At 36.3% G+C, this 25,097-nt stretch carries 26 protein-coding genes and 1 other annotated feature; of the genes, 8 read left to right on the forward strand and 18 right to left on the reverse strand.

Features of this window, described 5'->3' with window-relative positions; translation table 11 throughout:
- The first annotated feature begins 267 nt into the window (after positions 1-267).
- Genes ribD through ribH form a run of 4 tightly spaced genes read left to right on the forward strand, consistent with a single transcriptional unit; the run spans position 268 to position 3,692 of the window.
- Complete coding sequence (gene ribD / locus BWGOE10_RS20610; protein ID WP_070144769.1) at positions 268-1,380, forward strand: bifunctional diaminohydroxyphosphoribosylaminopyrimidine deaminase/5-amino-6-(5-phosphoribosylamino)uracil reductase RibD; 1,113 nt, start codon at positions 268-270, stop codon at positions 1,378-1,380.
- The gene (ribE, locus tag BWGOE10_RS20615) at positions 1,362-2,006 is read left to right on the forward strand and encodes a riboflavin synthase (protein ID WP_002199422.1); all 645 of its coding nucleotides are present in this window, start codon (positions 1,362-1,364) and stop codon (positions 2,004-2,006) included. Before ribD ends, ribE begins: the two co-directional genes overlap by 19 nt.
- 12 nt (positions 2,007-2,018) lie before the next feature.
- Complete coding sequence (ribBA, locus tag BWGOE10_RS20620) at positions 2,019-3,212, forward strand: bifunctional 3,4-dihydroxy-2-butanone 4-phosphate synthase/GTP cyclohydrolase II (RefSeq protein WP_070144770.1); 1,194 nt, start codon at positions 2,019-2,021, stop codon at positions 3,210-3,212.
- A gap of 18 nt (positions 3,213-3,230) precedes the next feature.
- A complete protein-coding gene (gene ribH / locus BWGOE10_RS20625) occupies positions 3,231-3,692 on the forward strand; it encodes a 6,7-dimethyl-8-ribityllumazine synthase (protein ID WP_026590052.1) in 462 nt (153 codons plus the stop codon).
- Between the two features lie 24 nt (positions 3,693-3,716).
- Here ribH and BWGOE10_RS20630 read toward each other — a convergent pair whose 3' ends face one another.
- The 8 genes from BWGOE10_RS20630 to BWGOE10_RS20665 all read right to left on the reverse strand — a co-directional run bounded on the left by BWGOE10_RS20630 (position 3,717) and on the right by BWGOE10_RS20665 (position 10,478).
- Positions 3,717-4,037: a hypothetical protein gene (locus BWGOE10_RS20630; protein WP_002111666.1), complete on the reverse strand. Its 321-nt coding sequence runs from the start codon at positions 4,035-4,037 to the stop codon at positions 3,717-3,719.
- 180 nt (positions 4,038-4,217) lie between these two features.
- Complete coding sequence (gene bioB / locus BWGOE10_RS20635; protein WP_000815853.1) at positions 4,218-5,216, reverse strand: biotin synthase; 999 nt, start codon at positions 5,214-5,216, stop codon at positions 4,218-4,220.
- A gap of 1 nt (position 5,217) precedes the next feature.
- Positions 5,218-6,027 carry a malonyl-ACP O-methyltransferase BioC gene (gene bioC / locus BWGOE10_RS20640; RefSeq protein WP_070144771.1) on the reverse strand — a complete coding sequence of 270 codons (810 nt, stop codon included), beginning with the start codon at positions 6,025-6,027 and terminating at the stop codon, positions 5,218-5,220.
- Entirely contained in the window at positions 5,993-6,733 is a 741-nt protein-coding gene (locus BWGOE10_RS20645) for an alpha/beta fold hydrolase (RefSeq protein WP_070144772.1), read from the reverse strand. Before BWGOE10_RS20645 ends, bioC begins: the two co-directional genes overlap by 35 nt.
- Positions 6,730-7,917, reverse strand: coding sequence for an 8-amino-7-oxononanoate synthase (gene bioF / locus BWGOE10_RS20650; RefSeq protein WP_070144773.1), 1,188 nt, complete (start codon positions 7,915-7,917; stop codon positions 6,730-6,732). Before bioF ends, BWGOE10_RS20645 begins: the two co-directional genes overlap by 4 nt.
- Positions 7,883-8,611, reverse strand: coding sequence for a dethiobiotin synthase (gene bioD, locus BWGOE10_RS20655; protein ID WP_070144774.1), 729 nt, complete (start codon positions 8,609-8,611; stop codon positions 7,883-7,885). The genes bioF and bioD overlap by 35 nt, the downstream gene beginning before the upstream one ends.
- Positions 8,611-10,044 (reverse strand): adenosylmethionine--8-amino-7-oxononanoate transaminase, encoded by a 1,434-nt coding sequence (gene bioA / locus BWGOE10_RS20660; protein WP_070144775.1) that lies wholly within the window; start codon positions 10,042-10,044, stop codon positions 8,611-8,613. Before bioA ends, bioD begins: the two co-directional genes overlap by 1 nt.
- Positions 10,045-10,121: 77 nt before the next feature.
- Positions 10,122-10,478 carry a hypothetical protein gene (locus tag BWGOE10_RS20665; protein WP_070144797.1) on the reverse strand — a complete coding sequence of 119 codons (357 nt, stop codon included), beginning with the start codon at positions 10,476-10,478 and terminating at the stop codon, positions 10,122-10,124.
- Positions 10,479-10,620: 142 nt separating this feature from the next.
- Positions 10,621-10,840, forward strand: a binding site (T-box leader).
- Between the two features lie 276 nt (positions 10,841-11,116).
- Here BWGOE10_RS20665 and nhaC point away from each other — a divergent pair.
- The gene (gene nhaC, locus BWGOE10_RS20670) at positions 11,117-12,490 is read left to right on the forward strand and encodes a Na+/H+ antiporter NhaC (RefSeq protein WP_070144776.1); all 1,374 of its coding nucleotides are present in this window, start codon (positions 11,117-11,119) and stop codon (positions 12,488-12,490) included.
- A gap of 57 nt (positions 12,491-12,547) precedes the next feature.
- On the opposite strand, the gene cpdB is transcribed toward nhaC, so the two are convergent.
- Entirely contained in the window at positions 12,548-14,926 is a 2,379-nt protein-coding gene (cpdB, locus tag BWGOE10_RS20675) for a bifunctional 2',3'-cyclic-nucleotide 2'-phosphodiesterase/3'-nucleotidase (RefSeq protein ID WP_070144777.1), read from the reverse strand.
- 272 nt (positions 14,927-15,198) lie between these two features.
- Here cpdB and BWGOE10_RS20680 point away from each other — a divergent pair, with 272 nt between their 5' ends.
- Together BWGOE10_RS20680 and BWGOE10_RS20685 are read left to right on the forward strand one after the other, a co-directional pair.
- Positions 15,199-15,978 (forward strand): GDSL-type esterase/lipase family protein, encoded by a 780-nt coding sequence (locus tag BWGOE10_RS20680; RefSeq protein ID WP_070144778.1) that lies wholly within the window; start codon positions 15,199-15,201, stop codon positions 15,976-15,978.
- A gap of 72 nt (positions 15,979-16,050) precedes the next feature.
- Positions 16,051-16,497 carry a MarR family winged helix-turn-helix transcriptional regulator gene (locus BWGOE10_RS20685; RefSeq protein WP_002088507.1) on the forward strand — a complete coding sequence of 149 codons (447 nt, stop codon included), beginning with the start codon at positions 16,051-16,053 and terminating at the stop codon, positions 16,495-16,497.
- Between the two features lie 24 nt (positions 16,498-16,521).
- Here the strand turns inward: BWGOE10_RS20685 and BWGOE10_RS20690 are convergent, their stop codons facing one another.
- The 7 genes from BWGOE10_RS20690 to argC all read right to left on the reverse strand — a co-directional run bounded on the left by BWGOE10_RS20690 (position 16,522) and on the right by argC (position 22,656).
- Complete coding sequence (locus BWGOE10_RS20690) at positions 16,522-16,728, reverse strand: hypothetical protein (protein WP_070144779.1); 207 nt, start codon at positions 16,726-16,728, stop codon at positions 16,522-16,524.
- A gap of 58 nt (positions 16,729-16,786) precedes the next feature.
- Positions 16,787-17,338 (reverse strand): DUF2062 domain-containing protein, encoded by a 552-nt coding sequence (locus BWGOE10_RS20695; RefSeq protein WP_070144780.1) that lies wholly within the window; start codon positions 17,336-17,338, stop codon positions 16,787-16,789.
- A gap of 147 nt (positions 17,339-17,485) precedes the next feature.
- Positions 17,486-18,436, reverse strand: a complete 951-nt coding sequence (gene argF, locus BWGOE10_RS20700) for an ornithine carbamoyltransferase (protein WP_070144781.1) — start codon at positions 18,434-18,436, stop codon at positions 17,486-17,488.
- A gap of 12 nt (positions 18,437-18,448) precedes the next feature.
- On the reverse strand, positions 18,449-19,609 hold the full coding sequence (locus BWGOE10_RS20705; protein WP_070144782.1) for an acetylornithine transaminase: 1,161 nt from the start codon (positions 19,607-19,609) through the stop codon (positions 18,449-18,451).
- A complete protein-coding gene (gene argB, locus BWGOE10_RS20710) occupies positions 19,606-20,373 on the reverse strand; it encodes an acetylglutamate kinase (RefSeq protein ID WP_070144783.1) in 768 nt (255 codons plus the stop codon). Before argB ends, BWGOE10_RS20705 begins: the two co-directional genes overlap by 4 nt.
- An 11-nt stretch (positions 20,374-20,384) precedes the next feature.
- A complete protein-coding gene (gene argJ / locus BWGOE10_RS20715; RefSeq protein ID WP_070144784.1) occupies positions 20,385-21,608 on the reverse strand; it encodes a bifunctional glutamate N-acetyltransferase/amino-acid acetyltransferase ArgJ in 1,224 nt (407 codons plus the stop codon).
- A gap of 10 nt (positions 21,609-21,618) precedes the next feature.
- Positions 21,619-22,656 (reverse strand): N-acetyl-gamma-glutamyl-phosphate reductase, encoded by a 1,038-nt coding sequence (gene argC, locus BWGOE10_RS20720; protein WP_070144785.1) that lies wholly within the window; start codon positions 22,654-22,656, stop codon positions 21,619-21,621.
- A 374-nt stretch (positions 22,657-23,030) separates the two neighbouring features.
- On the opposite strand from argC, the gene BWGOE10_RS20725 reads away from it, so the two are divergent.
- A complete protein-coding gene (locus tag BWGOE10_RS20725) occupies positions 23,031-23,216 on the forward strand; it encodes a YqzH family protein (protein ID WP_002160569.1) in 186 nt (61 codons plus the stop codon).
- Between the two features lie 30 nt (positions 23,217-23,246).
- Here BWGOE10_RS20725 and BWGOE10_RS20730 read toward each other — a convergent pair whose 3' ends face one another.
- Positions 23,247-24,041, reverse strand: a complete 795-nt coding sequence (locus BWGOE10_RS20730) for an SDR family oxidoreductase (protein ID WP_070144786.1) — start codon at positions 24,039-24,041, stop codon at positions 23,247-23,249.
- A gap of 9 nt (positions 24,042-24,050) precedes the next feature.
- Positions 24,051-25,004, reverse strand: a complete 954-nt coding sequence (locus BWGOE10_RS20735) for an MBL fold metallo-hydrolase (protein ID WP_070144787.1) — start codon at positions 25,002-25,004, stop codon at positions 24,051-24,053.
- Positions 25,005-25,097 lie beyond the last annotated feature (93 nt).

Consider the following 25,097-nt stretch of genomic DNA (forward strand, 5'->3'; position numbering starts at 1 on the left):
ATGCATATTTTTAAAGTTTCATTTTGAATCTTTATATATGTTTTATTTTGTATACTTATGTTTCTATACTGAAATAAAAGGATACGACTAGCGTTGAAAGAATTTGATATTTTGCTAGGTTTTTTCCTTATGCCAAAATATCAGTCATCGTTAGGTTTCTTTCCTATACTTTCGTATTCGAACTATATTTCTAGAAATCACGTCTCCCAAACCCCAAGGATTCTATATCCTTGGGGTTTTTTGATTTTTTCAGGGGAGGTGAAGAGAATGACAGATCAAGAATATATGAGGATTGCCTTGCAGTTAGCACAAGGTACAACTGGACAAACGAGTCCAAATCCTATGGTTGGTGCCGTTGTTGTAAAAGATGGCAACATTGTCGGAATGGGTGCCCACATGCGTGCTGGTGAAGAACATGCTGAAGTTCATGCTCTTCACATGGCTGGCAAAAGAGCAAAAGGTGCTACCGTTTATGTAACACTTGAACCGTGTAGCCATTTTGGAAAAACACCGCCTTGCTGTGAATTACTCATTGAAAAGGGAGTTCAGCGTGTTGTAATTGCCACCCTTGATTGTAATCCACTCGTTTCTGGTAATGGAAAAAGGAGATTAGAGGAAGCTGGAATCAAGGTGACTACTGGTGTTCTTGAAGCGGAAGCAACTTTATTAAATCGATACTTTTTTCACTATATGAAAACGAAACGTCCATTTGTAACAATAAAAACAGCAATGAGCTTAGATGGAAAAACAGCGACTGTAACGGGGGAAAGTAAGTGGATTACAAGTGAAGAAGCGCGAGCTGATGTTCACCAATATCGTCATATTCATGACGCTATCCTTGTCGGTGTGAATACAGTTATAACTGATAATCCACACTTAACAACACGAATTCCAAACGGAGGTAAACATCCTATACGCGTTATTTTAGATACCCACTTACGAACGCCGCCATCTTCTCATGTCATAACAGATGGCTTAGCTCCGACATGGATTATTGTCGGTAAAAATGTAAATAAAGAGAAAATAGCGTCTTATGAATCTAACAATATAGCTGTATTCCAAATGAAAACGAAGCAAATTGAAATACAAGATGTCCTGTCCCTACTCGGGGAGAAACAAACTCTTTCTCTGTTCGTTGAAGGTGGTCAAACGGTACATGCAAACTTCTTAAAAACAAATAGTTTTAATGAAATTGTGACCTATATAAGCCCGAAATTAATTGGTGGAAAAGATGCACCCACCTTATTTGGCGGAGCTGGTTTTTCGAAGTTACAAGATGCACTTTCCTTAACAATTCAAGAGATGAAACAAATTGGTAATGATATAAAAATTGTTGCAACCTTAAAAAGCGAGGTGACAGAATGTTTACAGGAATTGTAGAAGAGTTAGGAACGATATCAAGCATGACTCAAAGTGGTGAAGCAATGAAGCTAACTATTAGCGCAAATCAAATTTTATCGGATGTTAAGCTCGGTGATAGTATCGCAGTTAACGGCATTTGCTTAACAGTAACTACTTTTACGACTACTTCATTCACTGTTGATGCAATGCCTGAAACAATGAAAGCAACATCACTTCGTATGCTAAAGCCAAGTGCCAAAGTGAATTTAGAACGGGCAATGGCTGCGAACGGACGATTCGGTGGACATTTCGTCACCGGACATATCGATGGCATCGGTACGATTTTAACTAAAAAACAGCATTACAATGCCATCTATTACAAAATAGCAATTTCTGATGAATTACTACGCTATTGTTTGCATAAAGGATCCGTGGCTATTGATGGCACTAGTTTAACAATATTTGATATAGACGAATCTTCAATTACAATTTCACTCATCCCCCACACAGTAAGCGAGTCTATAATCGGAGAAAAAAAAGCCGGGGACATCGTAAACATTGAGTGTGACATGATTGGAAAATATATTGAACGCTTTATTTCAAAGCCCGCAAAAAGAACAGATTCAATGACCGAAAGCTTTTTACAAGAAAACGGATTTCTATAAGGGGGAAGCACAATGTTTCATCGTATTGAAGAAGCTCTAGAAGATTTAAAACAAGGAAAAGTCGTTATCGTATGTGATGATGAAAACCGAGAAAATGAAGGCGATTTTATTGCTTTAGCAGAGTACATTACACCAGAAACGATTAATTTTATGATTACACACGGTCGCGGTCTCGTTTGCGTACCGATTACGGAGCAATACGCAGAACGTCTACAGTTAGAACCAATGGTTTCTCATAATACAGATTCACATCATACTGCTTTTACAGTAAGCATCGATCACGTTTCTACAACAACAGGCATTAGTGCTCATGAGCGCGCTACAACAATACAGGAATTATTGAATCCCGCATCTAAAGGAACTGATTTTAACCGCCCTGGACATATCTTTCCATTAATTGCGAAAGAAGGTGGCGTCCTTCGCCGCGCAGGTCATACAGAAGCTGCTGTTGATTTAGCAAAACTTTGCGGAGCAGAGCCAGCTGGCGTCATTTGCGAGATTATAAATGAAGATGGGACGATGGCACGTGTACCTGATTTACTAGAGTGTGCAAAACAATTTGATATAAAAATGATTACAATTGAAGATTTAATTGCTTATCGCCGCCATCACGAAACACTTGTGACGAGGGAAGTGGAAATTACATTACCTACAGATTTCGGTACTTTTCATGCAATTGGCTATTCTAACTCATTAGATATGAAAGAACATATCGCGCTCGTAAAAGGTGATATTTCAACAGGCGAACCTGTACTTGTACGCGTTCATTCAGAATGCTTAACAGGAGATGTATTTGGTTCGTGCCGCTGTGATTGCGGACCACAGCTACATGCTGCACTTGCTCAAATTGAGCGTGAAGGAAAAGGCGTTCTTCTCTATATGAGACAAGAAGGACGAGGCATTGGCCTCCTTAATAAGCTTCGCGCTTATAAGTTACAGGAAGAAGGGTTAGATACTGTAGAAGCAAATGAAAAACTTGGGTTCCCAGCTGATCTTCGTGATTACGGTATTGGCGCTCAAATTTTAAAAGATTTAGGCTTACAAAGTTTACGATTATTAACGAATAACCCGCGAAAAATTGCTGGCTTACAAGGTTACGATTTAGAAGTAACCGAGCGTGTACCGTTGCAAATGCCAACAAAAGAAGAAAATAAAACGTATTTACAAACGAAAGTAAGCAAATTAGGACATTTACTAAACTTATAATTAAGGGAGAGATAAATTATGGTATTCGAAGGTCATTTAGTTGGTACAGGATTAAAAGTTGGGGTTGTTGTTGGACGTTTTAATGAGTTTATTACAAGTAAGTTACTTGGCGGAGCTTTAGATGGATTAAAGCGTCACGGTGTAGAAGAAAATGATATTGATGTTGCATGGGTTCCTGGTGCATTTGAAATTCCTTTAATCGCTAAAAAGATGGCTGGTAGCGGAAAATATGATGCTGTTATTACATTAGGTACAGTAATTCGTGGTGCTACAACGCATTACGATTACGTTTGTAATGAAGTAGCAAAAGGTGTTGCCTCTTTATCACTACAAACAGACATTCCAGTTATTTTCGGTGTATTAACGACAGAAACAATTGAACAAGCGATTGAACGTGCAGGTACAAAAGCTGGCAATAAAGGCTATGAATCAGCAGTTGCTGCGATCGAAATGGCTCATTTATCAAAACAATGGGCTTAAAAAAAAGAGGCTGCGGCCTCTTTTTTATTTTCTCACCTTTTTTCTTACATCTTCTATTAATTCATCCATCGTTTTTCCTTCTGTTTTTATACGAAGAGTTTGTGCTGTTCTCCACACATTTTCTCTCTTTTTCGCTTCTTCTATAATAGAAATTTCCTTCCTCACTTCTTTTAAATCTTTTCCTTCTGTTTCAAGTCCAAAATGTTCAGCTTTCGTTCGAAAATGCTGTTCAATTCTTTGTTGCATTTCTTTTTGTTCAGGATTTTCAGCCGCTTTAACTGGATCAGCACTTATCGCTTTTATTAAAATCAGACAAGTCATAATGGCTAATATGTATTTGTACATGTAAAATCCTCCAACCCGATATAAATTACATTTTTACTATGTACAATTAGAGCTTGGAAAATTCGTCCACAAAAATTATTTTCTCGTCCAAAAGCGACTACTATCAAGCGTTAATGGACTTTTATTACATTTTATTTACAAAAAAAGCAAACCCTTTAAAGAGTTTGCTTTTCATCTATCTTATAGTGCACATTCTTCAATCTCAAATCCTAAATCTTCAATCATACCCCAGTCCGCAGTCGGCTCTTGTCCAGCTGTTGTTAAATAGTCCCCGACAAAGATAGAGTTTGCTGCAAATAAACCAAGTGGCTGTACAGAACGTAAATTAAGTTCTCGGCCTCCTGAAATACGAATTTCTTTTGTTGGATTTACAAAACGCATCATCGCCAGCACTTTTAAACATTCTACAGGTGTTAATTCTTTTTGCCCTTCAAGCGGAGTACCCTTTACAGCAACAAGGAAATTACATGGAATAGAATCCGCATCTAAACGTTGTAATTCAAATGCAATTTCAGCACGCTGCTCAATCGTTTCTCCCATTCCGAAAATTGCCCCAGAGCATGGCGAAATACCGGCTTGCTTCGCTTTTTGGACTGTATCAACACGATCGTCATACGTATGCGTTGAACAAATGCTATCATAATTGTTGGCATGCGTATTTAAATTGTGGTTATAACGATGCACACCAGCTTCTGCTAACTGACCTGCTTGATCTTCATTTAAAAATCCTAAACAACAGCAAATTTTTAAATCTGTCGTTTCACGAATTTCCTTAACTGCTCCAATAACGTGATTTACTTCTTTATCCGTTGGACGACGACCAGATGCAACAATACAATATGTACCTGCTTTACGACGAATTGCTTCGTGCGCTCCTTCAACAATTTTCTCTTGTGTCAACCATGCATACTTATCAATCGGTGCTTCTGAAATAATAGACTGTGAACAATACCCGCAATCTTCAGGACATAATCCAGATTTCGTATTTATAATCATGTTCAACTTTACTTTCTTACCAAAATGATGATGGCGAATGATGTAAGCTGCATTCATAATTTCTAAAACCTCTGTATCATCAGCTTCTAATATTGCAATTGCATCTTCTTTCGTAATCATTTTCTCTTCTACTACGTCGTATGCAAGTTTTTTCCAATCCCTTTTTGTTTGCACTTGTTTCATTTCATCTCTTCCCCTCTTTTGTTATATACGTAAATAAAGCATGATATGTTGCTACTATCCCTTCTTTTTCCGTGAAGTCTCTTTCGTATATACGAAGCATCGTACGAAAGAGTGAAGGGCTTTGACAATAAGACTCTTCATTACTATTGGTCGCTCCTACTTTTCGAATAGAATGTAGGAATTCCCTAACTTCTGCAAATCTTTCTATGTAACATGTTTCAGAAACATATACATCTCCTAATGGATTTTTGCATATATTTACTAATTGTTCTTTCGAAACGAAGCGTTGTCCAATTGAAGTACAATTGTGTATCCCCTTTTCTTTCTTAGCACGTTGGAAAGACGTATGTAATTCTTGAAAAGTTGCATTACCAAACGTTGAAAATAATAATATTCCCTCTTCAGACAAATGGTTAAATAAATTTTTCACTGTCGCTTTTAAATCATTTAGCCATTGAAATGTAGCATTTGAAATAATGACATCATATGAATCTTCTAATTTTAATTGTTCAATATCTTCACATCGGAACATCACATTTTCCACATTATTTCTAGTTTTCGCGACTGCAATCATCTCATTAGCAAAATCAATGGCTGTAATATGCGCTTTCGGAAATAAATTTGATAATTGCTCTGTTACATATCCAGTTCCGCATCCAAGTTCTAAAATACGTATCGATGATGCTTCACTATACCGTTCCTTCAATGTAGGAAGTAACGAATGTGCCATCTTTTTTTGTACGTTTGCATATTGATCGTAAGATACCGCCGCCCCGTTAAACCGTTTTTGCAGTAACGTTTTGTTGATCATGTCGTATCCCCTCTACAAATTGAATAATTTCATTTGCGCAATATTCAAAATTCGTTACGCATAATGCATGCCCTGCCTCGCTTACTACTTTTAGCTTAGCATTCGTATTCTCTGTCATACTATGAGCTGCGGATAATGGACATATCACATCCTGTTCTCCATGAAGAAGTAACAACGGGACTTTGACATCTGTTAATTCGTTTCTCATATCTGTTTCTATTAAATAATCTAAGCCTAATTGTAAAGACTGAATCGAGTCTCCTTTAAAATTCAGCGCAATCTCTTCAAAACTCGTATTCTCCTTCAGCTCATTTTTTGTAAACATATTTTCATAGAAACGCTTCAAAGTATCTTCTTTCTTTCTCGTTAAATTCTTTTTCATACGTTCTACATGTAAAGAATTCCACCCACTTGTATAGTCACTTGTATTGGTAAATTTAGCAGTGCCACCTATTAAAACTATACCTTTTGCCTTAATCTTTTTATAAGATTGGATAGCCGCTAGCGCTCCTAATGACCACCCAACTAAAATCACATTTTCATCATTTGCTGCATCTATGATGCGCCCCGCAAATTCACTACTTTCTTTCACATTACGCCACTCTACACATTGAACAGAATATCCTTTAAAATACGGCAGAACTAAAGTCCAAACATCTTCTTCCATTCCCCATCCAGGAATAAAAATAATCTTCAGCTCTTTCATACTAAAAACCCCTCTTCTTTACCAATGCGAATAATATGCTGCGTTGCCCACTTTAAATCGGCTCTCGTATGTTGTGACGTAACTGCAAAGCGAATTCGGGAACTACCAACCGGAACAGTTGGTGGGCGAATTGCAATGGCTGCGATACCTACCTCTTGTAACCTTTCACTAAACCGTAAAGTATTTTCATTTGACCCAACTACAATCGGTACAATATGAGTTGAGCTATTCCCAATATCAAAACCAGCTTCTTGTAAATGCGTCCTGAAATATGTACCATTCTCTATAAGTCGCTCTCTTCTTTCGTTATCTTCTTTCACAATTTCAATTGCTTTTCGTATCGCCCCTAATGTTCCTGGTGGTAAAGCTGTAGTAAAAATCAAGCTTCTCATCATATTTTGTAAATACTCTATATAAATGGAATTACCCGTTAAATACGCACCATAACACCCTAAAGCCTTACTAAACGTCCCCATATGTATATCAATTTTTTGAGCAATATCTTTTTCTATATGAGATAATCCAGCTCCACCGATTCCATATATTCCACTTGCATGTGCTTCATCAACTATAATGATTGCCCCGTATTTCTCTTTAAGCTGAACTAAGCCTCTCAAATATGCAATATCTCCATCCATACTAAAAATCGTATCTGTTACGATTAATTTTCTCTTTTCAGGTGATGCCATTTTCAATAGCTTCTCTAAATGATCCAAATCATTATGACGATATCTTTTATGCTCTGCTCCGCTTAATACGATTCCATCAACGATACTTGCATGATTTAATTTGTCACTAAAAACAATATCGTGGCGACCAACTAACGAAGAAATCGCCCCAACATTCGCGGTATATCCACTATTTACAATTAAAGCTTTTTCAGTGCCTTTCCAATCGCATATACTTCTCTCAACCTCTTCATACAGTGGATAATTTCCTACAACGAGACGAGATGCTGTCGCTCCAGTTCCATATTTTCTTGTGCAGGCAATAGCAGCTTCTTTCAACCTTTCATCTCCAGCTAATCCTAAATAATTATTCGATGCTAAATTTAGCATCCTTTTCTTATTTCGAATAAGCCATGTCTCTTCGGATCGCTCTGTTACATGTAAATTACGATACTGCCCTTGCTCCTTTAATTGTTCTACTTTAGATTGAAGATGCGCGCGCCACGTTTGATTCATTTTGGATGAGCTCCTCTAATTTTGAAATCATAATATGCTCTTTTGCCGATTCTAATAATTCTTCCTTTGTAAACTCTCCTTCAAGGAATGGTAATAACCCTAAAACCGGCACTCCACTTAACTCCTCAATCATTATTTTATTTTCTTGCACTCTTTCTTTTTCACATTCTTTACAACCAGATAAAATTACACCTGCTACTGTTAAACCATGTGCCTTCGCATAAGAAATTGTTAAAACAGTATGATTAACTGTCCCAAGTGTAGGACGCGCTACTACAATAAGAGGGAGCTTTAATTCTTTTGCGAAATCAATTACTAAAGAGTCTTCTGTATACGGGACGGCAAGCCCACCAGCACCTTCTACAAATAGGCTATTAAACTCTTTTAGTAGTTCCTTATAGTGATCAGTAATTTCTTTTAACGTTACTGTCCTTCCAGCTTTTTTCATAGCAAGTCTCGGAGCAAGTGGTTCTTCAATGGAATAAGGACAAATTTTATCTTCTTTTGTCGGTACATCCGAGAACGCTTTTAGTCTTGCTGCATCTCCTTCTGGATTTGAGGCAACATGACCACTTTGCAATGGTTTATATACACCAACATTATGTCCACGCTCTCGAAATATACCTGCCAATGCTCCTGTCACTACCGTTTTGCCAACTTCTGTATCCGTTGCTGTTATAAAGAAACCACTCATTACTCTCCCTCCGTAACATCGAAGATTGCTTTATATAAAATGCGTAACATCTCATCAATCTCAGCCATTGTAGATGCAAGAGGAGGCATAAATACAATAGTGTTACCGAGTGGACGTAAAATCATGCCTAACTCTCTTGAGCGTTTACACACTTGAACGCCGACTCTTTCTGTCCATTCAAACGATTCTTTCGTTCCCTTGTTTTTTACAAGTTCAATACCAACCATTAGCCCACACTGACGAATATCTCCTACGTGCTTATATTTATTAAGAGCTTCTAATTGTGTTGCTACATATTCTGTTTTATGCGCAACATCTTCTATTAAATTAGTTTTTTCATATAGTTCTAAATTTGCAATTGCTACGGCACACCCTAACGGATTCCCTGTATAACTATGACCATGGAAAAATGTTTTTTGTTCTTCATAGTCTCCTAAAAAGGCATTATAAATTTCATCTGTCGCTACCGTAATTGCCACCGGTAAATAACCACCTGTTAAGCCTTTTCCCGCAGTTAAAATATCTGGCGTCACATCCTCGTGTTCACATGCAAACATTTTCCCGGTACGCCCAAATCCAGTTGCTACCTCATCTGTAATAAATAATATATTGTATTTTGTACATAAATCGCGAAGCCCTTTTAAGTATCCTTTTGGCATTGTAATCATCCCGCCAGCACCTTGCATTAATGGCTCCACAATGATAGCTGCTACTTCTTCATGTTTTTCTTTCAGCAATTCTTCCATTTCCTCTAAATGTTTCTTTACAATTTGTTCCTTATTATCTCCATAAGGAGAACGATATGTATATGGATATGGCATTTTAATTGCCTCAAATAATAGTGAACTATACACTTGGTGAAACAAGTCTATTGCTCCTACTGAAACAGCACCTATTGTATCACCGTGATATGCTTCTTTTAATGTAACAAATCTTTGTTTTTTCGGTTTTCCTTTATGCTGCCAATATTGAAAAGCCATCTTAATTGCAATTTCAACAGCGGTAGAACCAGAATCTGAATAAAATACTTTCTTCAAGCCTTCTGGTACAACCTCAATTATTTTCTCTGCTAATAAAATAGATGGAACGTTAGCAAGTCCTAACATAGTAGAATGGGCAATTTTATTTAATTGCTCACGAATTGCCTCATCTAGTTCCGGTACTTGATGCCCATGAACATTTAACCAAATAGACGAAACACCGTCCCAATATTCATTTCCATTTACATCGTATAGCTTTCTTCCCTCTCCACGTTCAATAATGACAGGATCTTCTTCTAGATAATCTTTCATTTGTGTAAATGGGTGCCATACATAATCTTTATTCTTCTTCGATAATTCTTCATATGTATAAGACGATTTTTCACTCGTGTTACTATTAACAGCCACAATTGTCACCCCTAATGTTAACTTGTTTATAAATATAGTTAACATTAAAAATAAATGACTGTCAATTATTTTTAAATCAAATAGTTCTTAAAAAAGAACAACTTATCATACGATAAGTTGTTCTACTTTCCATGTTGTATCTTTCCAATTTCTAAAATAATCTCTTCATCTTTTTTTCCTTCTGTATCAATTCCAAGTTGCTTAGCATGTTCAATTAATAAATCATGGCGCTGCTCAAACCTAGCGGTATCTACTTCTTTCGTAATCTCTTCTTTTGTTTTCCCCTCAGTAGAAACTCCTAGTTTCGCAGCTGTTTTTGCCATCGATTTCTTCTCTTCAGTTTCTTTCACTTTCTTCACTTCTGACTGCTGTATTTGCTTTTGTTTCGACTGCTCTGATTCAGCTGCAAAAGCTGTGTAAATTCCAGCACTTCCGCCAACGACTAGTAAGGTGGTAAAAAGAATTATTTTTTTCTTCACTCTTTCCTCCCCTTTCAAATTCATTATAACGCACATTTTCACAGTATTAAAAACATTTCTCCTTTATTTCCCTATAAAAATATTAAACATTTTTATTGACATGTATGATGAATATATGATAAAAATTTAACTAACATCATATGAATCGGCGTTGATAGGATTTAGTAGTATTTCGATTTCTGATTTCAGAGAGCTGGTGGTCGGTGCGAACCAGTACAGAGCGATTTATGAATTACCCCCTGGAGCTTCTTTTACGAAACGTGAGGAGTAGTGAAAGACGGTTTAGACCGTTATGTCTAAAGAGTGGTGAAACGACACTGTTTCACAATTTAGGGTGGTACCGCGAATTTTTCGTCCCTGCATATATTGCAGGGGCGTTTTTATTTTATTAGCGCATATCATATGACCCTTTATTTTGTGATACATTCCTTTCACAAGCTAGGGTGGTACCGCGATTTCTTCGTCCCTGCATAATTATATGCAGGGGCGTTTTTTTATCCAATCATTTCCGTATCATATAGAAGTGTCAACATTTACCGGTGATTTGTCACAAAATTCTAAATTTTAGAAGGGAATATATAATATTGGCGAATTTTATATAAAAAAGGCTATTTTCGATTAATTAGGAGGGAAAAACAATGGTTTCAAAAATTGAATCTGTTCTTTTAACAATTTTCATCTTTTTCTGCATTGGTTTTAGTGTTATTAAATTAGAAGTTTCACCGCATATCCCAATTTTATTCGGTATCGTTATATTATTAGCGTTTGGATTTATGAAAAAAATCTCTTGGTCTACTATGGAAAAAGGGATGATAAGTAGTATTTCAGCTGGTATTCCATCTATATTTATTTTCTTACTTGTAGGCGTATTAATCAGTGTTTGGATCGCAGCTGGAACAATTCCAACTTTAATGGTATACGGATTCCAACTTGTATCTCCAAAAATTTTCGTTCCTACTGTTTTTGTTGTTTGTGCAATTGTTGGAACAAGTATCGGTAGTGCATTTACAACTGCAGCAACAGTAGGGCTTGCCTTTATGGGAATGGGTAGTGCTCTCGGGTACGATCCAGCTCTTATTGCTGGTGCAATTATTTCTGGTGCATTCTTTGGGGATAAAATGTCTCCTTTATCTGATACAACAAACTTAGCTCCAGCTGTAACTGGTGTAGATTTATTTGAACATATTCGCAACATGCTTTGGACAACAGTCCCTGCTTTCATTATTGCTTTTATCGCATTTTTCATTTTAGGAAGCGGCACTAGAGGAGACGTTGATTTCACAAACTTTATTAGTACGTTAGAAAAAAACGCAACGATTTCTATCGTTACACTTATTCCGATTTTATTACTGTTCCTATTCGCATTTAAGAAAGTACCCGCAGTTCCAACATTACTTGCAGGAATCGTAGTAGGGATCATCATTCTATTTATTTTTAAACCTAGTACTTCTTTAGCTGATTTAATGAAAATTATGCAAGACGGTTACGTTTCTAAAACTGGTATAAAAGATATTGATAGCTTATTATCTCGCGGTGGTTTACAAAGTATGATGATGTCAATTGCTCTTATTTTCCTCGCTCTTTGTATGGGGGGATTACTACAAGGAATGGGCATTATCACGCAGCTGATGAATATCATCTCTAGCTTCGTAAAAAATAGTACACGCTTAATTATTTCTACTGCTTCAACTGCAATTGGTGTAAACTTCTTACTTGGCGAACAATACTTATCAATCGTTTTAACAGGACAAGCATTCGCTAACAAATACGATGAAGTCGGTTTAGAACGTCGTAATTTATCACGAGTATTAGAAGACGCTGGTACAGTAATTAATCCGCTCGTACCATGGGGTGTAAGCGGCGTATTCTTAACAAACGTCCTTAGCGTTCCAACAATCGATTATGTTCCATACGCAATCTTCTGTTTAGCTTGTCCAGTCTTAACAATTATTGTTGGTTTTACTGGATTTGGCCTTTCATGGAAGAAAGAAAAAGCAGTACCAGTTTCATAATATACACATAAAAAAGGATTACCATAATTGGTAATCCTTTTTTCATACAATGCTTTACTATCTATTTGCTTTCTTTCTTCTAAATAACATAAGTAATCCCGCTCCAACAAACGCAAGACCCGCTCCAATTGTAGAAGCAACACTTGCACCTGTTTTCGGTAAATCACGTTCCTCTTTATCAGCTTCTTTATTTTCACTTACAGTTTCTTTTGAATTTTGATTATCCGTTGTAGTTTGTCCAGATCCTGCGTTGTTTCCATCTTGTTTTGGTTCATTTCCATTATTACCTTCATCTGTTGGTGGTGTCGTTGGATTCTCTCCATTATTGCCATCACCTGTTGGTGGTGTCGTTGGATTCTCTCCATTATTGCCATCACCTGTTGGCGGTGTCGTTGGATTCTCTCCATTATTGCCATCACCTGTTGGTGGTATCGTTGGATTCTCTCCACCAGTTTCCTTATCACCGTCGTTCTTCTTCGTTATATCAATTGCATATTTAGCAAATTCATTTTCAGATGGTCCAACGTATGAGATTTTTCCATCTTTCTTTATATACTTTTGTGCATTTGGTGAAGAATCAAATGTTGTATTTAATTTATCTGCAACAATCGGTTTAAATGCCCAATTTTGATCAGCTGCTGGATCAATAACCGGTGTTTCTTGCATATATTTCACAATGATTTGACGCGTTTCATCTTGCGATTGGTATACAACCTCCCCTTTACTTACACCAGGGAACGTTTGGCTACTTCCACGATAGTTATTTGTAGCTACAATGAACTCTTGATTGTCAGCTACTGGCTTACCTTCATATGTCATATTTATAATACGATTCGTATTTGCATTTACAACTTTTCCATCTTTATCGTATTTCGTTGGCTGCGTTACGTCAATTTCATATTTTAAGCCATCTAAAATATCAAAATTATATGTAGGATAACCTATATTTACTAGTGGCTGCTCTTCTGTTTTCTTTGGATCAATTTGATTAAACTGACCAGCAGACATTTCAAGCCATTCTTTCACTTGTGCCCCGTTTACTTTCACAGCATATAATGTATTTGGATATACATATAAATCCGCTACGTTTTTAATTGCTAACGTTCCAGCTGGAATATCAGTATAATATGTAGCACCGTTTCGGCCACCCGCTTTAAATGGCGCCCCTGCAGATAAAACTGGAATTCCTTTATATTTACTATATTGTCCATTTTCAGCAAATAACTTTTCTACATACCATTTTTGTGCATTTGTCACTAGTTGTACAGAAGGATCATCTTGTACTAATGAAAAATAACTATTAATTGGTGCTGTCGTTTTACCTACAGGTGTATTCACATAATCAATTGTCGCTTCATGATCATCTTTAATTTCATTAACTAGTTTTTGATCTGATTGTACTAATGGGTTTCCTTTACTATCAGCAATCGGACGAAGTTGTGGCTTCGATTGCTCTTTTTGTACTTCCCATTTTCCGTTTACCTTTTTCAATTGCATATCAATAATACCTAAATTACTGCCAAAAACACCAGGCATTACAACTGGAACACCATTAAATACATCCTTCACTTCAGTATGTGAATGTCCCATTAATACTGCATCAACACCAGGAACTTCTGTTAAATAATATGATGCGTTTTCCATTTTTGGGGTACGGCCGCTCTTATCGACACCTGAATGAGCTAGTGCAACAATAACATCCGCACCTTGTGCCTTCATTTCTGGAACTAACTTTTTCGCTGTATCAACAATATCTTTCGCTATGACTTTTCCTTCTAAATTTGCTTTATCCCAGTTCATAACTTGAGGTGGAACAAATCCCATTACACCAATTTTCACCTTTTGTTTTTGACCTGATTCATCTTCTACTTCTTTTTCAAGAATATGATATGGTTTAAAGTAGTTTTGGTCGTTCTCTTCATTATTATCTTTATCGTCTTTATAGACATTCGAGTTAATAACCGGGAACTCTGTTTTACTAATCACTTTGTTTAAATAATCTAAACCGTAGTTAAATTCATGATTCCCAAGAGAGATGACGTCATACTTCATTAAATTCATTAAACGATATAATGGATGTGTATAACTAGGATCCACAGGCTTCTTCGGATCATTTATTTTATTCGCTACATAATCTCCAAGCGGTGTCCCTTGTAATGCATCCCCATCATCAAATAGGACAGAGTTCTTCGCTTCTTCACGTGCTTTATTAACAAGTGTTGCAGTTTGCACGAGACCTACTTTATTATCTGTTTTCGTTTGATAATAATCGTAATTCATTAAGTTAACGTGAATATCTGATGTTTCTAAAATTCGTAAGTTAACTGTACTCTCCCCAGCTTTTTCCTCTGCATGAGCTGTTGTCGGCAACACTTGCGGTGCTATAACGCCAATAGCAAGTGTTGCTCCAGCTAGCATTTTTTTTGACTTTTTCACAAAAAATCCCCCTTATACGATTACCCCAAAATAATGAAGTGAATCTCTATCAGTCCCTAACCACATACCTTTTTTCTTCTATTAGGGCGATGATTTTCACTTTATCTGACATTATCATATCTAAAGTACTTTCATACCGTCAATATTTTTTGACACACTTCTACAAATTTTCTGTAAAGTTATTGTAAAGTTTTCATAAACATATAATATGCCCTTACATTGCTTATACTGCTGAATATGATACAATTACCAATTACAAGGAGGATGAATTTATGAAAAAAGTCATCTTAACAATTGTTTGTCTCCTCCTTCTAATCATTTCTTATTCTAATTTTGAAAAGAACGATGAGACAAAACAAAAAGAAAATGAAGGAAAAACAGAAAAAACATCTGCCCCAAATTGGATTGATAAACAAACGAATGACTCTTTTTATCACCTCGTATTAGGTGATTCACTTGCAAAAGGATATGGCTCAACACAAGGGGGATTTGCCGAATTAGCCTCTAGACAACTAGAAGGACAAATTCATAAGCCAATTACGGTAGAAAACCTCGGTGTAAATGGTCTCACTACAGATCGTCTCGTTAAAAAAGTCCAGTCAGAAGAAGTTCAACAAAAAATTAGGGAAGCAAATATAATTACTATTAATATTGGAGGAAACAATTTATTTCGCTTAAATCGTGATGTAGGTGTTATAGATGGTATTAAAATGTTAAATAAAGAAAAATCCCGTTTTGAAACGGATGTAAAAAATATTGTAAAGACCGTTCGAGATCAAAATCCGAATGCTTTACTCATTCTATCTGAACTCTATAACCCTTTACAACTAGATGACTCCATCTCAAGTTATGCAGATATGTTTTTAGATGGTTGGAATGATTCTATTTATTCTATTTCAAAAGCACATCAACCGTCGATTGTTTTACCAATTCGCAAATTAATATCGAAGGATAAAAAAGATTTACTATTTGACCAAGTACACCCAAATGATAACGGTTATGCGATTATTGCCAATACATTTACAAAGCAAGTGTTATCCTACAAATATTAAGGCTACCATGAAACAATTCTATTTTTATACCTTGTCTTTTTTGTTACAATGATAGTGGAAGGGGGCCGTTATATGGAATCACGCGAGTGGGAACGTATTGTTGATCATCTTCTTTCGCTAGTGCCTCTTTTTTATCGCAAATTTATGCTTCCTGGAGAGTTTTCTTCTCAAAGACATATGCCGCCATCACATACACAGGTGTTACTGCTTTTGCATGAAAATGGTACATTAGCAGTTTCAGAAATTGGCAAGCGGCTAGCGATTTCACGGCCTAACATGACCCCTCTATTAAACAAACTTATTCAAGAAGAACTAATAGAGCGTCATTATAGCGAAAAAGATCGAAGGGTCATTTTAATTTCCCTAACAACTGAAGGGAAAATGTTAGTAAGTCAGTATCAGCAATTCATTTTAGGCAAACTAAAAGAAAATTTTCAAACATTATCTGAGGAAGAGCGTGAAAAGCTCATTTATTCTCTTAAAACCATTCAAAATTTAATTTTGAAAACAAACGCATAAAGCTGCTTCTAAATAGAAGCAGCTTTATGATTCGTAATAATTACCATAGTATACATTTGAATACGGCCATGTCATTAAATACGGTTTTTTCTCTTGAGTAACCTGTTGCTCAGGTTGTTGTAGTTGCGGCACTTGCTGTGGTTGCTGATACACTCCAAATTGTCTTCGCATATCATGTATCGGATAATATGTTGGATACGAGTATACTTGAGGTACGTAATAATAATACATTCATTCTCTCCCCCTTTTTCTTAAACATATTCAAAGGAGAAAATGAATGTGACATTCTTTATATTTGCACAAGTGGTTCTCTCACTTGTTTCTTTCTTTTCTTCAAACGTAACTTACGATTCTTTTCATATAAATAATGCACAACGAAGTATGAAATTACCCCAAACACAATTCCTATTATCGTCATACCAATTAATACATATACTTCACTCTGTAATAAGCTCTTTAACATCGTAAAAATATGGCTTGAAAACAAATCTGATATCGTAAATGGTTTATGATGTATTTTCTGTACATCAAATGGATAAATCGTTTTCCCTAACGCATAAGCAAACGGAAACAAAAATACTGGGAGAAACGATATTTTCCCAATAATATTACCAATGACTGCGGCTGGAAATGATCCCTTTGCTAACCTGACAATTGGATAAAATATTAAATATACGAGCGATGCCGTATAAATTACCAACATTTCTAAACCAAATCCAATAGCAAAACCTAACGACACTTTCTTTGCTCCTTCTGGCGATCGAAGCAACTTAAAATATTGAAACTTTAATATTCTCCACATTCGCTGAAAAAACGAATATGTTTTCTTAGTTGTTTTCAAATTCATCATCTCTTTAACTATATTTTTTATCTAGTATGTCCTTACATGATATGAAAAATAAAATTAGTTTTCTCTTTTTATTATAAATGATATAGAGATAATTAACTAAATATACATCCGACATTTCAATATAAAAAAACCTCCCTTTTAGGAAGGCTCTTCTACATTTTTAAATAAACTTACTAATAGTGCTTTTTGCGCATGCAATCGATTACCAGCTTGCTCAAAGACAACAGACTGTGGCCCATCTATAATTTCTCCTGTTACTTCTTCCTCACGATGGGCAGGTAAACAGTGTAAGAAACGATATGTTTGTTTCGCATGCATAACAAGTTCTTTATTGATTTGGTAAGGTTGAAATAAAGTATATTTCTCTTCTTCTCCCTCTTGCCCCATGCTCATCCAAACGTCAGTATAAATAAAGTCCGCTTCGTTTACCGCTAATTCAGGGTTATGCAAAATTTCAATTTCAGCTCCTGTTTCATCAGCAATCGCTAACGCTTTTTTAACAATTTCTTCATTCAGTTCATACCCTACGGGAGTTGCAACAGTCATATTCATTCCGACTTTTGCACTTGCTAACAATAGTGAATGACATACATTATTCCCGTCACCTACGTAAGCTAATTTAATTCCTTTAAACGTATGAACTTCTTCATATATCGTCATTAAATCTGCTAACGCTTGGCAAGGGTGATGATCATCAGTTAAACCGTTAATAACAGGTATGCTCGATTCTTTCGCAAGCTCTTCCACATCCGCGTGTGAGAATGTACGTATCATAATCCCATCAATATAATGAGATAATACTTTCGCAGTATCTGAAACCGTCTCTCCTCTTCCAATTTGCATCTCTTTCCCACTTAAAAACATTCCATGTCCTCCGAGTTGCACCATTCCTGCTTCAAAAGAAACGCGAGTACGAGTTGAATGTTTATCAAAAATGAGCCCTAATATTTTCCCTTGCAATAAAGGCTCCTGCTTATTCTTTTTTAAATATATAGCGAACTCAATTAAAGAAATGATTTCTTCTTGCGTCAATTCTTCTAACGTTAAAAGATCTTTCGTATTTAATTTCGGTACTTGTACAGTTGACATGAAATTTCCCCCTTATATTATTGATGCATTTTTTGTACAAACCACTTTTTTTATCATATATACTGCCTGTTCTAGCTCTTCATTCGTTACAATAAGTGGTGGTAATAGTCTTATAACATTAGGCCCTGCTTGTAATACGAGAAGTCCTGCTTTTTCTAATTGTTCTATGAAATTTGCAACCTCATGCTTACATTCGATTCCAATCATAAGTCCCTTACCACGAATACTTTGAACACATTCAACGTGTCGTAATTCTTCTTGCAATTTCTTTAATACGTACTCGCCCTTTTCCTGTACTTCTTTTAAAAACGATTGTTCCTTAATGAATTGCAATACTTCTTTCGCTGCAGTCATAGCAATATAATTCCCACCGAAAGTTGAACCGTGTGACCCTGCAGTAAAAGAAGAAGCTAGTTCTTTCCGGCCAATCATCGCTCCAACTGGAATACCATTCCCAAGCGCCTTTGCGATGGTAACGATATCAGGACCTATTCCCATTTGCTCATAAGCGAATCGTGTTCCTGTTCTGCCTATTCCAGTTTGTACTTCATCTATAATAAAAAGAGCATTGTACTGATTACATAGCTTTTCAATTTCCTTCAAAAAAGATGGATCAGCTAATAGTACTCCTCCTTCTCCTTGAATAACTTCTACCATTACCGCCGCCACTTCTTCATTCATTACTTCCTCTAATGCTTTTATATCGTTAAAAGGGATATGTAAAAAAGATGGAAGTAATGGACCAAATCCTTCTTTCACTTTATCTTGCCCCGTTGCGCTCATCGTTCCAAATGTTCTGCCGTGGAAAGATTGCTCACAAGTTACTACGAGAGATTTTCCAGTATGCTTACGTGCTAGCTTTAAAGCAGCCTCATTTGCCTCCGCCCCGCTATTACAAAAAAACACATAATCTAATGCTGTGTCTTCTGTTAATAACGATGCAACCTCTTCTTGTAAGGAATTCGTAAATAAGTTAGATATATGCCATATGTTTCCGAGTTGTATTTCTACTGCCTTTACAACAGTAGGATGACAATGTCCTAAGTTACATACTCCAATACCAGAAGTGAAATCTAAATATTGCTCACCATTTTTATCAATAACTTTCGCCCCATTGCCCTTTACAAACTCAATAGTTCTTCTCCCATACGTTTGAAAAAGATGACTTGTCATACGATACTCACTCCTTTCGTGACCGTCGTTCCAATACACTCTCCGGTAACTTCGGCAAAGTCTTTTGTACCATTCACGACACTTACCTTTTGCACTCCCATTTTTAATGATGTCAGTGCCGCCTGTACTTTCGGAATCATCCCACCTGTAATAACTCCTTTTTCTATAAAAGTAACAATTTCAGATTCATCCGTTTTCTTAACCAATTTTCCTTCATGTAATATCCCATCTACATCCGTAATAAAAATGAGCTCTTTTGCGGATAGTGCGGCCGCAATCCCAGCTGCAGCGCTATCCGCATTTATGTTATACACTTCATTATCATTTATCCCAATTGGAGCAATAACAGGAATATACTTCATATCTATTAAACTTTTTAATAAGACTGTTTCTACATCACTTACTTCTCCCACATATCCTATCTCTTCACCAACAGGTTGAACTTGAAGTAAATTCCCATCACACCCTGCAAGTCCTACCGCAAGCAAATTATGTTTTTGTAAATTCATGACAAACTTTTTATTTATACTTCCGCATAACACCATTTGAACAACATCCATAACTTCTTTCGATGTCACTCGCAACCCATTTCTTTTTTCTACTTTGATATTACAGTCTTCTAATTTAGCATCAATTTCTGGACCACCACCATGGACAATAACTACCTTATACTTCTGTTGCAATTTCTTTATACAATCAAAAAATACATCATCTACTTGATTCAACATGCTACCGCCGCATTTAACTACAATATAATCACTCATCTTCTCTCTCCTTATGTACGATAACAAGCGTTTATTTTCACATATTCATAGCTTAAGTCACAGCCCCAAGCTGATCCGGTCTCTTCTCCTAAATGTAAATACACATCAATCATAATTTCATGTTCTTTTAATTTCTTTTTCATTTCCTCTTCAGAAAACATTTGCGGTTCACTATTTTTTAACACAGCGATAGATTGAAGATTAATATCAATTATATTTGGATTAATCGCTACTTCACTTTGTCCAATACTGCTAATAATTCGCCCCCAATTTGGGTCTTCACCATGTATTGCTGTTTTCACAAGACTTGAACCGACTATTTGCTTTGCAATTTTCTTTGCCTCTTCATTCGTTCGAGCACCTAGCACATTTACTTCTATTAACTTCGTAGCTCCTTCACCATCTTGTGCAATTTTTTTTGCTAAATCTTCACATACCTTCTGTAAAGTAAATACGAAAGTTTCCCAATCTTTATGTTCCATATTCATCGTTTTCGTTTCTGATAATCCACTTGCCATAACGATGACCATATCATTCGTAGAAGTATCTCCATCCACCGTAATTTGATTAAACGTATGATTCGTAATTTGTGATAATACTGTTTGCAATACTTCATGCTCTATATTGGCGTCTGTTGTAATAAAACTAAGCATCGTTGCCATATTCGGGTGGATCATCCCTGAACCTTTTGCGACCCCAGCAATGGTCACTTCTTTCCCATCAATTATCATCTCATAGCAAGTTTCTTTCGTTATAAGGTCTGTCGTTAAAATTGCTTCACAAAAAGAATGAGCTTCATTTATTTCCTTTGTTGGCACAAGAGATTCGATTCCCTTTCGAATGATATCCATCGGTAAAGGTACTCCAATTACACCTGTTGAAGCGACTGCGACGTACTTTTCTTTTACTCCAAAGTGTTCCGCTCCTAACGTTCGCATCTCATAAGCATCTTGCAATCCTTTCATCCCCGTACAAGCATTTGCATTGCCGCTATTTACAACAATTGCTTGTAATTTCCCTTCTGCTGCTATGCTATCCTTCGTTACTTGCAACGGTGCTGCTTGTATTTGATTTGTTGTATACACAGCGGCACATGATGCTGGCACCTCACAAACGATTGCACCCACATCCTTTTTCACCTTTTTCAGACCATTTGCAGTACCGATTGCCGAAAAGCCTTTCGGCGTAACAATTGAACCATTTGCTAATTTTGTAAGAGACGATGCTTTAATCATATTTTCCCCCTTATGGATAAAGCGGCATATGCTGTAAACCCGTTGTTTCTTCTAGTCCCGCTAATAAATTTGCATTTTGAACCGCTTGCCCAGCTGCACCTTTCATCATATTATCTATAACAGAAACTACTGTAATTCTTTCTGTTCTTTCATCGTAAGCCATCCCAATATCACAATAATTTGAGCCTCTTACTTCTTTCGGACTCGGAAATTCTCCTTGAGAACGAATTCGAATGAAAGCTGAGTTGTGATACGTTTCTTCATACAACGTTTGAAGTTGCTGCATTTTGATTTCTCGTTTTACTTTTGCATAGAGCGTAACCATAATTCCTCTTGATATCGGTATTAAATGTGTACTAAATGTGATTGGCTTCGCTTTATCATTCCACTCTACAAGCATTTGCTCAATCTCAGGAACGTGCTGGTGCTGATTTACTTTATAAATGTGAAGGTTATCATATAGCTCTGGAAAATGAGTCATTGTTGTTGGAGTTTTGCCCGCTCCAGATACACCTGACTTTGCATCAATGATAATCGAATCTTCTTCAATCATTCCGCTACGTACTAACGGCGCTATCGCTAATAATGCGGCTGTCGCAAAACATCCTGGGTTTGCAATTAAATTTGCATTTTGAATCTCAGGTCTTTTCCATTCACTTAATCCATATACTGCTTTCCTAAGGATTTCTGCTTCTGCAGCTGGCCGTTTATACCATATTTCATATGACGAAGGATCTATCATACGAAAGTCTCCAGATAGGTCAATTACTTTTAAACCTACTGCCAATAATTTTGGTGTTAACTCTGCCGATACTCCCGCCGGGGTTGCTAAAAATACAATTTCAGCTTCCTTCTCTATTTTCTCCGCATCAATTTCTTGTAACGTATGGACAAGAACATTTCGAAAATGCGGGTATACATTTGTTATAAATTCACCAACTTGTGAAAAAGAATGGAGAGATGCTATCGAAAAATATGGATGTTGCTCTAATAACCGAATTAACTCAATACCTCCATATCCAGTTGCTCCAATAATTGCGACTTTCATAAGCTCCTCCTCATATCTATTCTTTAAATTAAGTATGATTATAATATTGCATAATTATAAAGTCAATTAAATATTTATAATTTTTAAAAACTTCAAAATATTAATCTTACTATAAAAGCAATATACACAAGTGGATTTTTATGCAAAAATAGTGCATAGTAGTATTTTCATTTCACTTCAAGTACAATAAAGTGAAACTATAATCAGTGGGGTTTTGTTCATCCCCACTGATTATTAGTTGAACCAATCGGGCCTTTACGGACAGTTGATCTCCCACCTAACTTCTTTGCTCCAGCCGAATTTTAAGGTGGGAGTTTTACTGCCCGTTAATGCGGGATAAAACAATACATGTATACATACAGGCGGGGAAAAACATGAATGAAAAATTAATTGAGAAAATGATTATAAAAAGTTTTCGGCAATATCAATGTAATCCTGTTTCAAAAGAGGATCAGGAAATGCTAATTAAACATATTCAAATGATAATTCATTCCAATACTGAAATTGATGTATACGAGGCAGTTGAGGATATCGTTTACGATTATGTGACTGGAAAATAAAAAAATAGGAGATTTCCATATGGAAATCTCCTATTTTTTACTTAATGATTTGCCTGCAACACGTTCAAATAAACCTGGGAATAATGCGTAGAGCTTCGGTCCCATTCCCATCCACTTTGGCAAGTTTACTTCACGTTTTTTCGTTTGCATCGCCTTTACGATTTGTTCTGCTACATATGTTGGTTTTAACATGTAACGTCCCATATTTTTCACATATGTACCTGATTGATCGGCTATTTCAAAAAAGTTCGTATCTATCGGTCCTGGGTTAATTGCTGTTACATACACATTTGTGTTAGATAACTCCATACGCAAACTATTCGTAAATCCTAATACAGCGTGTTTTGTTGCTGCATAAGCACTCGACTTCGGAGTTGCAATTTTTCCAGCCAATGAAGCAATATTAATAATTTGTCCTTCATTCCTTTTTACCATATAAGGTAATACCGCTTTCGTACAAGCTACTAATCCAAATACATTTACTTGAAACATATCCTTTACTTCATCCATTGACGCATCTTCAAACGTTTTAAAAATACCAAACCCCGCATTATTTACCAATATATCAATACGTCCTACTTCTTGTAATACCTTTGAAAAAACAGATTGTACTTTCGTTTCTTCACTTACATCTAATACATAGTAATAGCAAGGCGTATTATAAGTTACTTTAATTTTGTCTGCTAATGCTTGTAGCTTCTCTTCTGTTCGAGCCATTAATACCGGCGTCGCCCCTTGCTCTGCAACCTGCATTGCAACTTGCTCTCCAATTCCACTAGAAGCACCTGTAATGACGATTACTTTTTCTTGTAAACGTCCCGTCATTGCTGTCACCTACTTTGCATAATAAATCAATTGTTGTGAAGATTCATCAATCATCACTTGTTGATTATATGCTAAAAAGTCTAATTGTCCAACAGTTTCTGAGATAGTAAGTGGCAATTGCTCTTTATATAATACCGGAAATAGTTTTACACATACTTCAAATGCTGTCATTGGCTTTTCCTTTAATAGTTCAAGCACTTTAAAAGCACGTGTCTCTTGCTTTTGTAATCTTGTTTCAATAAGTTGTTTCACATTCAGAACATCTTCCCCATGCCCTGATAAAATACGTGAAATATTCATTTCACTTAAACGTTTTAACGTTTGATTATACTGCAATAAAGGATGAGCTCTTTCTGTTTGCCCTTCATATGGTGGTTCTAATATTGGATTGGAAGAAATATGACTAATGAGAGCATCCCCACCAATTAATATTCCATCAGATTCTCTATATAATGAAATATGAGTGGAAGCATGACCCGGGGTTTCAATCACTGTAAATCCAGGTAGCGAATCTATACGATCTCCCTCTCTCACAGTATGTGTTAACGATCTATTACAAGAATATTTAAGTGTCTTCGTCGTCAATAGCGCCTCACCATTCAGAAATGCTGCTGGAACGCCGAACTGCAATGCTGTCTCTTTAAAAAATTCATGATACCTCTTTAAAAATTCAGCATTCTGTGTAATCCACGGTTCATTCCAAGGATGTCCGATAATCTTTACTTTTTCAGAAAATGTATTTAAAAGTCCGCAATGATCCGCATGGTGATGCGTAATCACTACCGTTTCAATATCTTCTATCTTATGCCCTAATGTACCTAATTGACTTTCTAGTGCCTTCTTTGCTTCTTCTGTATTTGTCCCTGTATCAATTAACGTTAATGTTTCTCCCTCAACTAAAAACACATTCACTGTCTCAACTGCAAATGGAACAGGAATCTCCATTCGATGAATCGCCGTCATGCTTAGCCCCCCCTGTCTTTTTCCGGTTCAAAAATGAATACCTCTTCAGTTTACAACTTCCCTATAAATTTGTCATTATCTTCAGATAAAAAG

The sequence above is a fragment of the Bacillus mycoides genome (assembly GCF_001757995.1).
Classification (GTDB): Bacteria; Bacillota; Bacilli; order Bacillales; family Bacillaceae_G; genus Bacillus_A; species Bacillus_A mycoides_B.